At 60.0% G+C, this 13,279-nt stretch carries 8 protein-coding genes; 3 read left to right on the forward strand and 5 right to left on the reverse strand.

What is annotated here, in order from left to right:
- Window positions 1-139 precede the first annotated feature (139 nt).
- On the reverse strand, window positions 140-1,330 hold the full coding sequence (locus tag AB7M22_RS05870; RefSeq protein ID WP_454185537.1) for a benzoate/H(+) symporter BenE family transporter: 1,191 nt from the start codon (window positions 1,328-1,330) through the stop codon (window positions 140-142).
- Between the two features lie 356 nt (window positions 1,331-1,686).
- Here AB7M22_RS05870 and AB7M22_RS05875 point away from each other — a divergent pair, with 356 nt between their 5' ends.
- Window positions 1,687-2,451: a GntR family transcriptional regulator gene (locus AB7M22_RS05875; RefSeq protein WP_008007001.1), complete on the forward strand. Its 765-nt coding sequence runs from the start codon at window positions 1,687-1,689 to the stop codon at window positions 2,449-2,451.
- Between the two features lie 153 nt (window positions 2,452-2,604).
- Here the strand turns inward: AB7M22_RS05875 and guaD are convergent, their stop codons facing one another.
- The 4 genes from guaD to xdhA form a co-directional block, all read right to left on the reverse strand.
- Window positions 2,605-3,909 (reverse strand): guanine deaminase, encoded by a 1,305-nt coding sequence (gene guaD / locus AB7M22_RS05880; RefSeq protein ID WP_454185538.1) that lies wholly within the window; start codon window positions 3,907-3,909, stop codon window positions 2,605-2,607.
- 23 nt (window positions 3,910-3,932) lie between these two features.
- Window positions 3,933-4,778, reverse strand: coding sequence for a xanthine dehydrogenase accessory protein XdhC (gene xdhC, locus AB7M22_RS05885; RefSeq protein ID WP_454185539.1), 846 nt, complete (start codon window positions 4,776-4,778; stop codon window positions 3,933-3,935).
- 119 nt (window positions 4,779-4,897) lie between these two features.
- Window positions 4,898-7,297, reverse strand: a complete 2,400-nt coding sequence (gene xdhB / locus AB7M22_RS05890; protein ID WP_454185540.1) for a xanthine dehydrogenase molybdopterin binding subunit — start codon at window positions 7,295-7,297, stop codon at window positions 4,898-4,900.
- On the reverse strand, window positions 7,290-8,744 hold the full coding sequence (gene xdhA, locus AB7M22_RS05895) for a xanthine dehydrogenase small subunit (RefSeq protein WP_454185541.1): 1,455 nt from the start codon (window positions 8,742-8,744) through the stop codon (window positions 7,290-7,292). The genes xdhB and xdhA overlap by 8 nt, the downstream gene beginning before the upstream one ends.
- A gap of 266 nt (window positions 8,745-9,010) precedes the next feature.
- On the opposite strand from xdhA, the gene AB7M22_RS05900 reads away from it, so the two are divergent.
- Together AB7M22_RS05900 and smc are read left to right on the forward strand one after the other, a co-directional pair.
- A complete protein-coding gene (locus AB7M22_RS05900; protein WP_008007012.1) occupies window positions 9,011-9,670 on the forward strand; it encodes a GntR family transcriptional regulator in 660 nt (219 codons plus the stop codon).
- A gap of 2 nt (window positions 9,671-9,672) precedes the next feature.
- Entirely contained in the window at window positions 9,673-13,161 is a 3,489-nt protein-coding gene (smc, locus tag AB7M22_RS05905; RefSeq protein ID WP_454185542.1) for a chromosome segregation protein SMC, read from the forward strand.
- Window positions 13,162-13,279: the final 118 nt, after the last annotated feature.

Below are 13,279 nucleotides of genomic sequence, written 5' to 3' on the forward strand. Positions count from 1 at the left end.
TTTTTATGCCTGCTTTTTGTAGGCGCATGGCTTGGCCGGCAATGTTGTTCTCGGGGATGCCTTCGCGGGCAAGCCTCGCTCCTACAAGGAAGGCTTCACGCTGAACCTGTAGGAGCGAGGCTTGCCCGCGAAGGGGCCCTCAGGCCTTGCGCCAGTTCAGAATCACCAACGTCAAAACCCCCGCCACAATCCCCCAGAACGCCGAACCGATGGAAAACAGCGTCAGCCCCGACGCCGTGACCATAAAGGTAATCAGCGCTGCTTCCCGTTCCTGCACTTGCGCCATGGCAATGCTCAACCCATTGATGATCGAGCCGAACAGCGCCAGCGCGGCAATCGACAGCACCAGCTCTTTAGGTAATGCGGCAAACAACGCCGCCAGCGTCGCGCCGAACACCCCGGCAATCCCGTAGAAAATCCCGCACCAGACGGCGGCCGTGTAGCGCTTGTTGCGATCCTCATGGGCATGCGGCCCGGTGCAGATCGCCGCGCTGATGGCAGCCAGGTTGATCCCGTGGGAGCCGAACGGCGCCAACAGCAACGAGGCAATGCCGGTGGTGGTGATCAGTGGCGAGGCTGGCACGTTGTAGCCGTCGGCGCGCAATACGGCGATGCCCGGCATGTTCTGCGACGTCATCGCCACCACGAACAGCGGAATGCCGATGCTGATGGTCGCGGCCAGGGAAAAATGCGGCGTGGTCCAGACCGGTGTCGCGACTTCCAGATGAAAGCCACTGAAATCCAGCAACCCCATAAACCCCGATAGCGCAGTGCCGATCAACAGCGCGGCGAGCACGGCGTAGCGCGGCGACAGGCGCTTGACCAGCAAATAGGTGAAGAACATCCCCAGCACCAGCGCAGTGCGGTGCTGGGCGGCGACGAAAATCTCGCTGCCGATCTTGAACAGAATCCCCGCCAGCAACGCCGCCGCCAATGAGGCCGGAATCTTTTTCACCAGCCGTTCGAAACTGCCGGTCAGGCCGCAAACGGTCACCAGCACCGCGCAAGTAATGTAGGCGCCGATGGCCTCGCCGTAACTGACACCGCCAAGGCTGGTGATCAGCAACGCTGCGCCAGGGGTCGACCAGGCGATGGTGATCGGGGTGCGGTAGCGCAGGGACAAGCCGATCGAACACACCGCCATGCCAATCGAGATCGCCCAGATCCACGACGAAATCTGCCCGCTCGTCAGGCCCGCCGCTTGCCCGGCCTGAAACATCAGCACCAGTGAACTGGTGTAGCCGGTCATCATGGCGATGAACCCGGCAACGATGGCCGAGGGTGACGTGTCAGTCAGGGGGCGAAGCTGCGTGTGCGTGGCGTCGGTCATGACAGCGGTGTTCCTTGTTCTGATGAAGATGTCCGTATCCGCTGAACCCTGTAGGAGCGAGGCTTGCCCGCGAAGGCGTCGTGTCATTCAACATTGATATCGACTGACACTGCGCTTTCGCGGGCAAGCCTCGCTCCTACAGGGGATCGCGTTGAGCGGCGGATTCTGCGTTCAAGCCTAAACTGAAAAGTAACCGGTCGTTGCAATACAGCGAAGACGACAAACAGCCGTACAGTCGTGTTGCCACCGTCCATTGTGTACAATCACGGTGTTTTTTACGCGATACTTGCCAGCGACCCACTGTACCGTATTACAGTCACGGTCAATTCGCCGCAGTTCTCCCGACTCGAGTGCCCATGAACGAACAGTTGCAGCCCCTCAAGAAACAACCGCGAGCAGGCAAAGCCGGCCGCAGCGGTACCCAGGACGATATTGTCTATGCGCATATCTTCGAGGCCATCCTCGAACAGCGTCTGGCGCCCGGCACCAAGTTGAGCGAAGAAGCGCTGGGGGAAATTTTCGGGGTCAGCCGCACCATCATTCGCCGAGCGCTGTCGCGTCTGGCCCATGAAGGCGTGGTGTTGCTGCGACCGAATCGCGGTGCAGTCGTTGCCAGCCCGAGTGTCGAAGAGGCCCGTCAGGTGTTTATGGCGCGGCGCCTGGTGGAGCGGGCGATCACTGAATTGGCGGTTCAGCATGCCACCGCCGAGGAAATTGCCGACTTGCGGCAGATGGTCAACGACGAGCGCGACAGTTTCTCCCGTGGCGATCGTGGTGCCGGAATCCGTCTGTCGGGCGAGTTTCACTTGAAGCTGGCCGAAGCGGCGAAAAACGCGCCGCTGATCAGCTTCCAGCGCAGCCTGGTGTCCCAGACTTCGTTGATCATCGCCCAGTACGAGAGCGGCAACCGTTCCCACTGTTCCTACGATGAACACACTCAGTTGATCAACGCCATCGAAGCGCGGGACGCGACGCTGGCGGTGGACCTGATGATGCATCACATGGACCACATCGACAGCAAACTCAACCTCGACGAAGAAAGTGCGTCGGATGATCTGCATGCGGTGTTTTCGCATTTGTTGCAGACCAAGAAGCCTGGGCGGCCTGTCGCGAAACTTTGATAGACCGAGGTGCAGCCTTCGCGGGCAAGCCTCGCTCCTGCAGGTACAGCGTGGCCCTTGTAGGAGCGAGGCTTGCCCGCGATAGCGATCTGACAGGCAATAAAAATCCCCCGGGCTGTACGGCTACGGGGGATTTTTTATGCTTGGAGAAAACTAGCGCTGATGCACCAGATTCCCCGCCGCATACGTCTGCAGAACAGTCCGGTCATCCCCCAGTGTCATCAAGACAAACAACGTCTCGGCAATGTTATTGGCCTGCTTCAAGCGATAGCCGAGCAGTGGCGTGGCGTTGTAGTCCAGCACCAGGAAGTCCGCGTCGGTGCCCGGTTGCAAGGTACCGATCTTGTCTTCCAGACGTAGCGCGCGGGCGCCGCCGAGGGTGGCCAGGTACAGCGACTTGAACGGGCTCAGCCGCGCGCCTTGCAGTTGCATGACTTTGTAGGCTTCGTTCAGGGTTTGCAGCAGCGAGAAACTGGTGCCGCCGCCGACGTCGGTACCCAGGCCGACATTGAGTTTGTGCTTCTCGGCCATTGGCAGATTGAACAAACCGCTGCCGAGGAAGAAGTTCGAGGTCGGGCAAAACGCAATCGCCGAGCCGGTTTCGGCCAGTCGCGCGCACTCGTCGTCGCACAGGTGCACGCCGTGGGCGAACACCGAGCGCTCGCCGAGCAATTGGTAGTGATCGTAGACGTCCAGGTAGCCCTTGCGCTCCGGGAACAGCGCCTTGACCCACTCGACTTCCTTGAGGTTTTCACTGATGTGGGTCTGCATGTACAGATCCGGATATTCGCTGAGCAATTGGCCGGCGAGGGTGAGTTGTTCCGGGGTGCTGGTCGGGGCGAAGCGTGGGGTGACCGCGTAGTGCAGGCGGCCCTTGCCATGCCAGCGCTCAATCAGCGCCTTGCTTTCGACGTAACTCGATTCGGCAGTGTCGGTCAGATAGTCCGGCGCGTTGCGGTCCATCATCACCTTGCCGGCGATCATCCGCAGGTCCAACTGTTCGGCAGCCTCGAAAAACGAGTTTACCGACTGCGGATGCACGCTGCCGAACACCAGTGCAGTGGTGGTGCCGTTGCGCAGCAATTCCTTGATGAAAATATCCGCGACTTCATCAGCGTGGGCTTTGTCGGCGAACTGGCTTTCGCACGGGAAGGTGTAGGTATTCAGCCAGTCCAGCAGCTGTTCGCCATAGGCGCCGACCATGCCGGTTTGCGGAAAGTGGATGTGGGTATCGATGAAGCCCGGAGTGATCAGTGCGTCCTGATAATGGGTGATCTCGATGTCGGCCGGCAGGGTCGGCAGCAAGTCGCTGGCGTGACCGAGGGCGCTGATCTGGCCGTTATCGACTACCAGCAGGCCGTCTTCGAAATACTCGTACGAGGCTTCGATACCCTCTTCGGCAGGGTCGGCGATGCTGTGCAGGATGGCGGCGCGGTAGGCTTTGCGAGTCAGAGGCATTGTTGTTCTCAATTCGTGGCTTTTTAGTTCGAAGCGTGGCTGCGGCGTGAAGCAGGCAGCAGTTTGGCGATCGATGATCCGGCGCTGGCGGTGTGCTGGCCGAAATTCGCGTTATAGGTGGCGATGATCTCGCCGGCGATGGAGATGGCGATTTCCACAGGCAACTTGCCTTTGACTTCGTCGATGCCCATCGGGCAGCGCATGCGTTGCAGCACGCTGCTGTCGAAACCGCGATCACGCAGGCGGTGTTCGAACTTCACTCGTTTGGTCTTCGAACCGATGAGGCCGAAGTAGGCGAAGTCGTTGCGCTTGAGGATCGCGGCGGTGAGTTCAAGGTCGAGCTGGTGGTTGTGGGTCATGACGATGCAGTAGCTGCCGGCGGGCAGATCATCCACTTCATCCAGCGGTTCTTCAGTGACTATTTTGCGCACGCCGTGGGGGATCTGTTCGGGGAATTCCGCTTCCCGCGAGTCGATCCAGCGCACCCGGCACGGCAGGCTGGCGAGCAACGGCACCAGCGCCCGACCGACGTGACCGGCGCCGAACACAGCGATCTGCGCCTGGACCTGGCCCATCGGTTCGAACAGCAATACCGTCACGCCACCGCAGCACTGGCCCAGGCTGGCACCGAGGCTGAAGCGCTCCAGATGGGTGTCCTGTCGGCCGCTGGCCAGCATCTCGCGGCCGATCTGCATGGCCTTGTATTCAAGATGCCCGCCACCGATGGTGTCGAACGTTTGCGTGGCGCTGATGACCATCTTCGAGCCGGCATTACGCGGCGTCGAGCCGAGCTCTTCGATGATGGTCACCAACACACAGGGTTCACCCCGGGTTTGCAGGTCGGCGAGGGCGTCGATCCAGTTGTACATGTTTTCACCCCTACAACATTGTTGTCTGTTCGGGCCTCATCGCGGGCAAGCCACGCTCCCACAAGGATTGCATCGTACCTGTAGGAGCGAGGCTTGCCCGCGAAGGCCGCGCCTCGGTCTTAAAGCGAAGCCAACTCGACTTCAGCCTCAACAGGCTTCAAAGCCTTCAACTGCCGCATCTGCTCACAACCCCACAACACCCGCTCCGGGGTCGCCGGTGCGTCGATTTTCGGTTGATGCCGGTAGTCACCCAAACTGGCCACGGCGTCCTTGATCGCGCACCACGCGGCAATGCCGAGCATGAACGGCGGCTCCCCCACGGCCTTGGAGTGGAACACGGTGTCTTCCGGGTTCTTGCGGTTTTCCACCAGCTTCACCCGCAGGTCCAATGGCATGTCCGCCACCGCCGGGATCTTGTAGCTGGCCGGGCCGTTGGTCATCAGTTTGCCCTTGTTGTTCCACACCAGTTCTTCCATGGTCAGCCAGCCCATGCCCTGGATGAAACCACCCTCGACCTGGCCGATGTCGATCGCCGGGTTCAGTGAGTCGCCGACGTCGTGAAGAATGTCGGTGCGCAGCATCTTGTACTCGCCGGTCAGGGTGTCGACGATCACCTCGGCGCAGGCCGCACCGAAGGCGTAGTAGTAGAACGGCCGACCTCGCGCCTGACTGCGGTCGTAGTAGATTTTCGGGGTCTTGTAGAAGCCGGTGCTCGACAGCGAAACCTGGGCGAAATACGCCTGCTGGATCAGCGATTCAAACGTCAGAATGTGATCGCGAACCCGCACGTGACCGTTGTGGAATTCCACATCTTCTTCGCTGACCTTGTATTGCCGCGCGGCAAATTCCACCAGGCGTTTCTTGATGATTTCAGCCGCGTTTTGCGCCGCTTTACCATTGAGGTCGGCACCGCTCGAAGCTGCAGTTGGCGAAGTGTTCGGGACTTTGTCGGTGTTGGTCGCGGTGATCTGTACGCGGTCCATTTCCACCTGGAATACTTCAGCCACGACTTGCGCGACTTTAGTGTTCAGACCCTGGCCCATTTCGGTGCCGCCGTGGTTCAGGTGGATGCTACCGTCGGTGTAGATGTGGATCAGTGCACCGGCCTGGTTGAGGAAACTGGCGGTGAAGGAAATACCGAATTTCACCGGGGTCAGCGCCAAGCCTTTTTTCAGGATCGGGCTGTTGGCGTTGTAGCGACGGATCGCTTCGCGACGCTCGGCGTACTGGCTGCTTTCTTCCAGTTCGGCGGTCATTTCCTCGAGCATATTGTGCTCGACGGTCTGGTAGTAATGGGTGATGTTGCGCTCGGTCTTGCCGTAGTAGTTGGCCTTGCGCACGGCCAGCGGATCGAGGCCCAGATGCCGGGCAATCGCGTCCATCACTTCTTCGATGGCGACCATACCTTGCGGGCCGCCGAAACCACGGTAAGCGGTGTTCGACGCGGTGTTGGTTTTGCAGCGGTGACCGTTGATGGTCGCATCGCCCAGGTAGTACGAGTTGTCGGCATGGAACATCGCGCGGTCGACAATCGATGCCGACAAATCCGGTGAGCAACCGCAGTTACCGGCCAGTTCCAGCGCAATGCCGTGCAGGCGGCCAGTGCTGTCGAAGCCCACGTCGTACTCGACGTAGAACGGATGGCGCTTGCCGGTCATCAACATGTCTTCGACACGCGGCAGGCGCATTTTGGTCGGCTGACCGGTCAGGTGCGCAATCACCGCGCACAGGCATGCCGGGCTTGCCGCCTGGGTTTCCTTGCCGCCGAAACCACCGCCCATGCGGCGCATGTCGACGACGATTTTGTTCATCGACACGTCCAGCACTTCCGCCACCAGTTTCTGTACTTCGGTGGGGTTCTGGGTCGAGCAGTAAACGATCATGCCGCCGTCTTCAGTCGGCATTACCGAAGAGATCTGGGTTTCGAGATAGAAGTGTTCCTGGCCGCCGATGTGCAGCGTGCCCTGGATGCGATGTTCGGCAGTAGAAAGCGCGGTGGCCGAATCGCCACGCTGATGTGTGTGGCTGTCGAGCACGAAATGGCGTTTGCGCAGGGCTTCGACCACGTCCAGAACGGGTTCGAGGTCTTCGTATTCGATGATCGCGGCCATGGCCGCTTTGCGTGCGGTTTCCAGGTCTTTCGCCGCAACGGCCAGTACCGGTTGACCGACGAACTGCACGTCATCGATGGCCAGTAACGGATCGCCCGGCAACAGTGGGCCGATGTCTTTCAGGCCTGGCACATCTTCGTGGGTAATGGCGATGCGCACGCCTTCGAAGGCGTAACAAGGCTTGGTGTCGATGCTGATGATTTTTGCGTGGGCGCGGTCTGACAGCCGTGCGTAAACGTGCAGCTGATTGGGGAATTCCAGCCGATCGTCGATGTACTGCGCTTCACCGGACACGTGCTTGTCGGCGCTGTCGTGCTTGACGCTGCGGCCGACTCCGGTGGTCAGGTCCTTGGCGAACAATTCAGCCAGTTCGGCTTGGGTCTTCTCTACAGCGTGATGATTAGACATAAGCGGTCACCCGAGTCTCGATGTGCGGTGTTTGCAGTTCGATGAAGTATTTACGCAGCAGGTTCTGCGCACTGAGCAGGCGATATTCCTTACTGGCGCGGAAGTCCGAGAGTGGCGTGAAATCTTCGGCCAATGCAGCGCAGGCGCGTTCGAGGGTGGCGTTGTTGAACGGCGCACCGAGCAGTGCGGCTTCGCAGTTTTTGGCGCGTTTTGGGATGGCCGCCATGCCGCCGAAAGCAACGCGGGCGTCGGCGATCACGCCGGTGTCGATGCGCAGGTTGAACGCTGCACAAACGGCGGAAATGTCATCGTCCAGACGCTTGGAAACCTTGTAGGCGCGGAACAGTTGTTCAACGCTGGCGCGCGGCACGATGATTTTTTCGATGAACTCGCTTTCCTGGTGCGCGGTCACCCGGTAATCGATGAAGTAATCTTCCAGCGCCATCGTGCGGCGGGTTTCGCCCTTGCACAGGACGATCTGCGCGCCGAGGGCGATCAGCAGCGGTGGTGAGTCGCCGATTGGCGAGGCGTTGCCGATGTTGCCGCCGAGGGTGCCCTGGTTGCGGATCTGCAAGGACGCGAAGCGCTGCAGCAATTCGCCGAAGTCCGGGTACTCGGCCTTCAACGCTTCGTAGCAGTCGGAAAGGGCGGTGGCGGCGCCGATTTCCAGGCGATCGTCGAAGCGTTCGATGCGTTTCATTTCGGCGACGTTGCCGACGTAGATCATCACCGGCAAGGTGCGGTGGAACTGAGTGACTTCCAGCGCCAGATCAGTGCCGCCGGCCAGCAAGCGAGCTTGTGGATAAGCGTCATAGAGGTCGGCCAGATCGGCCACGGTCAGCGGCACCAGGCAGCGTTTGTCGCCACTGTTGAGTTCGCCGATGTCGGTGGGGGCGATGGCTTTCAGGCGAGCGATGGTGTCCGCTTCGCGAGCATCGAATTGGTCGGGTTGTTTGCCGCAGCAAGATTGCTCGGCAGCGGCCAGGATCGGCCGATAACCGGTGCAGCGGCAGAGGTTGCCGGCTAGCGCTTCGTGGGCTTTATGGGCGTCGGGCTGGTCGCTGTTCTTTTGCAGCGCGAACAGCGACATCACGAAGCCCGGGGTGCAGAAACCGCATTGCGAGCCATGGCACTCGACCATGGCTTTTTGCACGCTGTGCAGTTCGCCCTGGTGCTTGAGGTCTTCGACGCTGATCAGTTGCTTGCCGTGCAAGGAGGAGACGAACGTCAGGCACGAGTTAAGGCTGCGATAGCGAATGTGTTCGCGGCCATCGTCGTCCGTCTGCAGCTCGCCGACCACCACGGTGCAGGCGCCACAGTCGCCGCTGGCGCAGCCTTCTTTGGTGCCGGGTTTGCCCACATGTTCGCGCAGATAGTTGAGCACGGTCAGGTTCGGGTCCAGGGCGTGCTCGCTACGGAGTTCCTGGTTTAGTAAAAACTGGATCACGGAAGGCCTCGCAAACTCATTATTGTTGTTAACCGACATGAGCCGAATTTATCAGGTCTGACTTTTCGGTCAATGATTTTCTGACTTAAAGGTCAGGAAATAGCATTTTGTCGATCAACGACTCGTTCCTTCATTATTGACCCTCACGGGATAGCTTGCTGTTTGCGTGAATCGTGCCAAAAACCGCTGGGTGGGCACTCCGCCATGACCCATCAATTGCGCTACACTGCGCCGCTTGTGCAGATCGAAGAGTTTGAAGGACAACCATGACGTTCAAGGCGCCGGACAGCCTCGCCGAGCAAATCGCTCACCACCTCGCCGAACGTATCATTCGCGGCGAAATGAAGCCGGGGGAGCGCATCCAGGAACAGAAAGTCACGCTGGCGCTCAACGTCAGCCGCGGTTCAGTCCGTGAGGCCTTGCTGATCCTCGAGCGCCGCCACTTGATCGCGATTTTGCCGCGACGTGGCGCCCACGTGACTGAACTCACGGCGCACAAGGTGCAGAGCCTGTGCACGCTGATGAGCGAGTTGTACATTCTGCTCGGCAACGCCGTGGCCAACGGCTGGCAAGTCCAGGCCGACATGGCGCCGTTCGTGGAGATCCAGCAGCGCCTGACCGCCAGCTACGAGCGCCAGGACATCCGCACGTTCGTCGACGACAGCTTCAGCGTGATGCGTGCCGCGTATCCGTTCGCCAACAACCCGTATTTGCAGGAAACCGTCGAGAATCTGCAACCGGCCATGAGCCGCGCGTATTTCCTCGCGCTGGATCAGCGCAAGGCCTCGATGAGCGAGTTCCTCGAGCTGTTCGAACGCTTGCTCGCTGCCGTGCTGGCTCGTGACTTTCCTCAGATCCGCGTGGTGCTGACGGCGTATGCCCAGCGCAGTTGCGATCTGGTGATTTCTGCCCTGACGGTCGCTTAAGCGTGCGGCTCAAGTGTATCAAACTGGCGGGGTTCAAATCCTTCGTCGACCCGACCACGGTGAACTTCCCCAGTAACATGGCGGCGGTGGTCGGACCCAATGGCTGTGGCAAGTCGAACATCATCGACGCCGTGCGGTGGGTGATGGGCGAGAGTTCGGCCAAGAACTTGCGCGGCGAGTCGATGACCGACGTCATCTTCAACGGCTCGACCAGCCGTAAACCGGTGAGCCAGGCCAGCATTGAGCTGGTGTTCGATAACTCCGACGGCACCCTGCTCGGCGAATGGGCGGCCTATGCGGAAATTTCCATTCGCCGCAAAGTGACCCGCGACAGCCAGACCACTTACTACCTCAACGGCACCAAATGCCGTCGCCGCGATATCACCGACATCTTCCTCGGCACCGGTCTTGGCCCGCGCAGCTATTCGATCATCGAGCAGGGGATGATCTCCAAGCTGATCGAGTCCAAGCCCGAAGACCTGCGCAATTTCATCGAAGAAGCCGCCGGTATTTCCAAGTACAAGGAACGTCGGCGCGAGACTGAAAACCGTATCCGCCGCACCCACGAAAACCTTGCCCGCCTGACCGACCTGCGCGAAGAGCTCGAGCGTCAGCTTGAACGCTTGCACCGCCAGGCCGAGGCTGCCAAGAAGTATCAGGAATACAAAGGCGAAGAGCGCCAGCTCAAGGCCCAGCTGTCGGCCCTGCGCTGGCAGGCGTTGAACGAACAGGTCGGCCAGCGCGAGTCGATCATTGGCACCCAGGAAATCACCTTCGAAGCCCTGGTGGCCGAGCAACGCAATGCCGACGCGGCCATCGAACGCCTGCGTGACGGTCATCACGATCTGTCCGAACGCTTCAATCTGGTGCAGGGGCGTTTTTATTCGGTCGGTGGTGACATCGCCCGGGTCGAGCAGAGCATTCAGCACGGTCAACAGCGCTTGCGTCAGTTGCAGGACGATTTGAAAGAAGCCGAGCGCGCGCGGCTGGAAACCGAGTCTCACCTGGGCCATGACCGCACCTTGCTACTGACCTTGGGTGAAGAGCTGGACATGCTCACGCCGGAACAGGAAGTCACTAGCGCCGCCGCCGAAGAAGCCGCCGCGGCATTGGAAGAATCCGAAACCACCATGCACGGTTGGCAGGAGCAGTGGGACACGTTCAACCTCACTGCCGCCGAGCCACGCCGCCAGTCTGAAGTTCAGCAGTCGCGGATCCAGCAGCTGGAAACCAGCATGGAACGTTTGGCCGATCGCCAGAAACGTCTTGGCGAAGAACGTGCGTTACTGTCAGCGGATCCCGAAGACGCGGCGATCATGGAACTCAGCGAGCAGTTGGCGGCGTCCGAGGCCACGCTCGAAGACTTGCAGGCCAGTGAAGAAGCGCAAGTCGAACGCCTTGAGCAACTGCGTCAGGAGTTGCAGCAAGCGCTTTCGGCACAGCAGCAGGCCCAAGGTGATTTGCAGCGGCTCAACGGACGTCTCGCATCGCTTGAGGCCTTGCAGCAAGCCGCACTCGATCCGGGCACCGGCACCGCCGAATGGCTGCGCGAACAGCATCTGGCGGATCGCCCGCGTCTGGCCGAAGGCCTGAAGGTCGAGGCCGGTTGGGAACTGGCGGTGGAAACCGTGCTCGGCGCCGACCTGCAAGCGGTGCTGGTGGATGACTTCGGTGATTTCGACCTGGCCGGGTTCGCCCAAGGCGATTTGCGCCTCCTCAGCCCGGCCACCGATGGCGTGCGGATGCCCGGCAGTTTGCTCGACAAGGTCGAGGCGCAGATTGATTTGTCGCCGTGGCTGGGGCAGGTCAAACCGGTCGACAGCCTTGAGCAGGCCTTGGCCTCGCGCGGGCAATTGGCGACCGGGCAAAGCCTGATCAGCCGCGACGGTTACTGGGTCGGCCGACACTTTTTGCGTGTGCGCCGGGCCAGCGAAGCGGAAAGCGGCGTGCTCGCCCGTGGTCAGGAAATCCAGCGTTTGGGCCTTGAGCGCGAAGAGCGCGAAGCCACGGTCGAAACCCTGGAAACCCAACTTCAGAATCTCAGGGCACAACAGCGTCAGCAGGAAAACGGCCGCGAACATTTGCGCCGTTTGCTGCAGGACGAAGCCCGTCAGCAGGGTGAATTGAAAGCCCAGCTGTCCGCCGGCAAAGCCAAGGTCGAACAGTTGACCCTGCGCCGCACCCGTCTCGATGAAGAACTTGCCGAGTTGAGCGAGCAGCGCGCGCTGGAACACGAAAACATCGGCGAAGCGCGCCTGCAATTGCAGGAAGCCCTCGACAGCATGGCGCTGGACACCGAGCAGCGTGAGTTGCTGTTGGCCCAGCGCGACAGCCTGCGCGAACGCCTCGACCGGGTGCGTCAGGAAGCGCGGCAGCATAAGGATCATGCGCATCAATTGGCGGTGCGCCTCGGTTCGCTGAAGGCGCAACACGACTCCACTCGTCAGGCCCTTGAACGGCTGGAAATGCAGTCCGAGCGCCTGACCGAGAAGCGCGAACAGCTCAGCCTCAATCTGGAAGAGGGCGAGGCGCCGCTGGAAGAACTGCGCCTGAAGCTCGAAGAGTTACTCGACAAGCGCATGACCGTCGACGAAGAACTCAAGACCGCGCAAATGGCCATGGAAGATGCTGACCGCGAACTGCGTGACGCCGAAAAACGCCGCAATCAGGCCGAGCAGCAATCGCAATTGATCCGTGGCCAACTCGAACACCAGCGCATGGAATGGCAAGCCCTGACCGTGCGTCGCAAGACCCTTGAAGATCAGTTGCTGGAAGACGGCTACGATCTTCACGGTGTGATCGCGACCCTCGTAGCGCAGGCCAACGAGAAAGATGCCGAAGAAGAACTCGAACGCATTGCCGCGCGGATTCAGCGCCTTGGCGCGATCAACCTCGCAGCCATCGATGAATACCAGCAACAATCCGAACGTAAACGTTATCTGGATGCTCAGAACGACGATTTGGTGGAAGCGCTAGACACGCTCGAGAACGTGATTCGCAAGATCGACAAGGAAACCCGAAACCGCTTCAAAGATACCTTTGATCAGATCAATGGCGGTTTACAGGCCCTTTTCCCAAAAGTTTTCGGTGGAGGGCGCGCGTATTTGGAACTGACGGGCGAAGATCTACTCGATACAGGGGTAACGATCATGGCGCAGCCGCCAGGAAAGAAGAACAGCACCATCCATTTGCTCTCCGGTGGCGAAAAAGCCCTGACCGCATTGGCCCTGGTATTTGCCATCTTCAAGTTGAATCCTGCGCCGTTCTGCATGCTCGATGAGGTTGACGCGCCATTGGATGACGCTAACGTTGGACGCTACGCACGGCTGGTCAAAGAGATGTCGCAGACGGTGCAGTTCATCTACATCACCCACAACAAGATCGCCATGGAAATGGCCGATCAATTGATGGGTGTGACGATGCACGAACCCGGTTGCTCGCGTCTGGTGGCAGTGGATGTGGAGGAGGCGATGGCCATGGTGGACGCCTGAATCATCGCTTGTGGGGCAAGTATTTCTGAGCTGTAGGGCTTTTTACCTGCCTTGACTTGCTGGCCAATCGACATAATTCGCGCAAGCCACTGTGACAGACGGTGTAAAGTTGCCTTTG

This window comes from Pseudomonas sp. ADAK2 TE3594 (assembly GCF_053628675.1).

Excerpts from the sequence above, each read along its gene's own strand:
- xdhB (WP_454185540.1), bottom strand. The coding sequence starts at position 7,297 with ATGTCTAATCATCACGCTGTAGAGAAGACCCAAGCCGAACTGGCTGAA.
- xdhC (WP_454185539.1), bottom strand. The coding sequence starts at position 4,778 with ATGTACAACTGGATCGACGCCCTCGCCGACCTGCAAACCCGGGGTGAA.
- guaD (WP_454185538.1), bottom strand. The coding sequence starts at position 3,909 with ATGCCTCTGACTCGCAAAGCCTACCGCGCCGCCATCCTGCACAGCATC.
- AB7M22_RS05900 (WP_008007012.1), top strand. The coding sequence starts at position 9,011 with ATGACGTTCAAGGCGCCGGACAGCCTCGCCGAGCAAATCGCTCACCAC.
- AB7M22_RS05875 (WP_008007001.1), top strand. The coding sequence starts at position 1,687 with ATGAACGAACAGTTGCAGCCCCTCAAGAAACAACCGCGAGCAGGCAAA.
- AB7M22_RS05870 (WP_454185537.1), bottom strand. The coding sequence starts at position 1,330 with ATGACCGACGCCACGCACACGCAGCTTCGCCCCCTGACTGACACGTCA.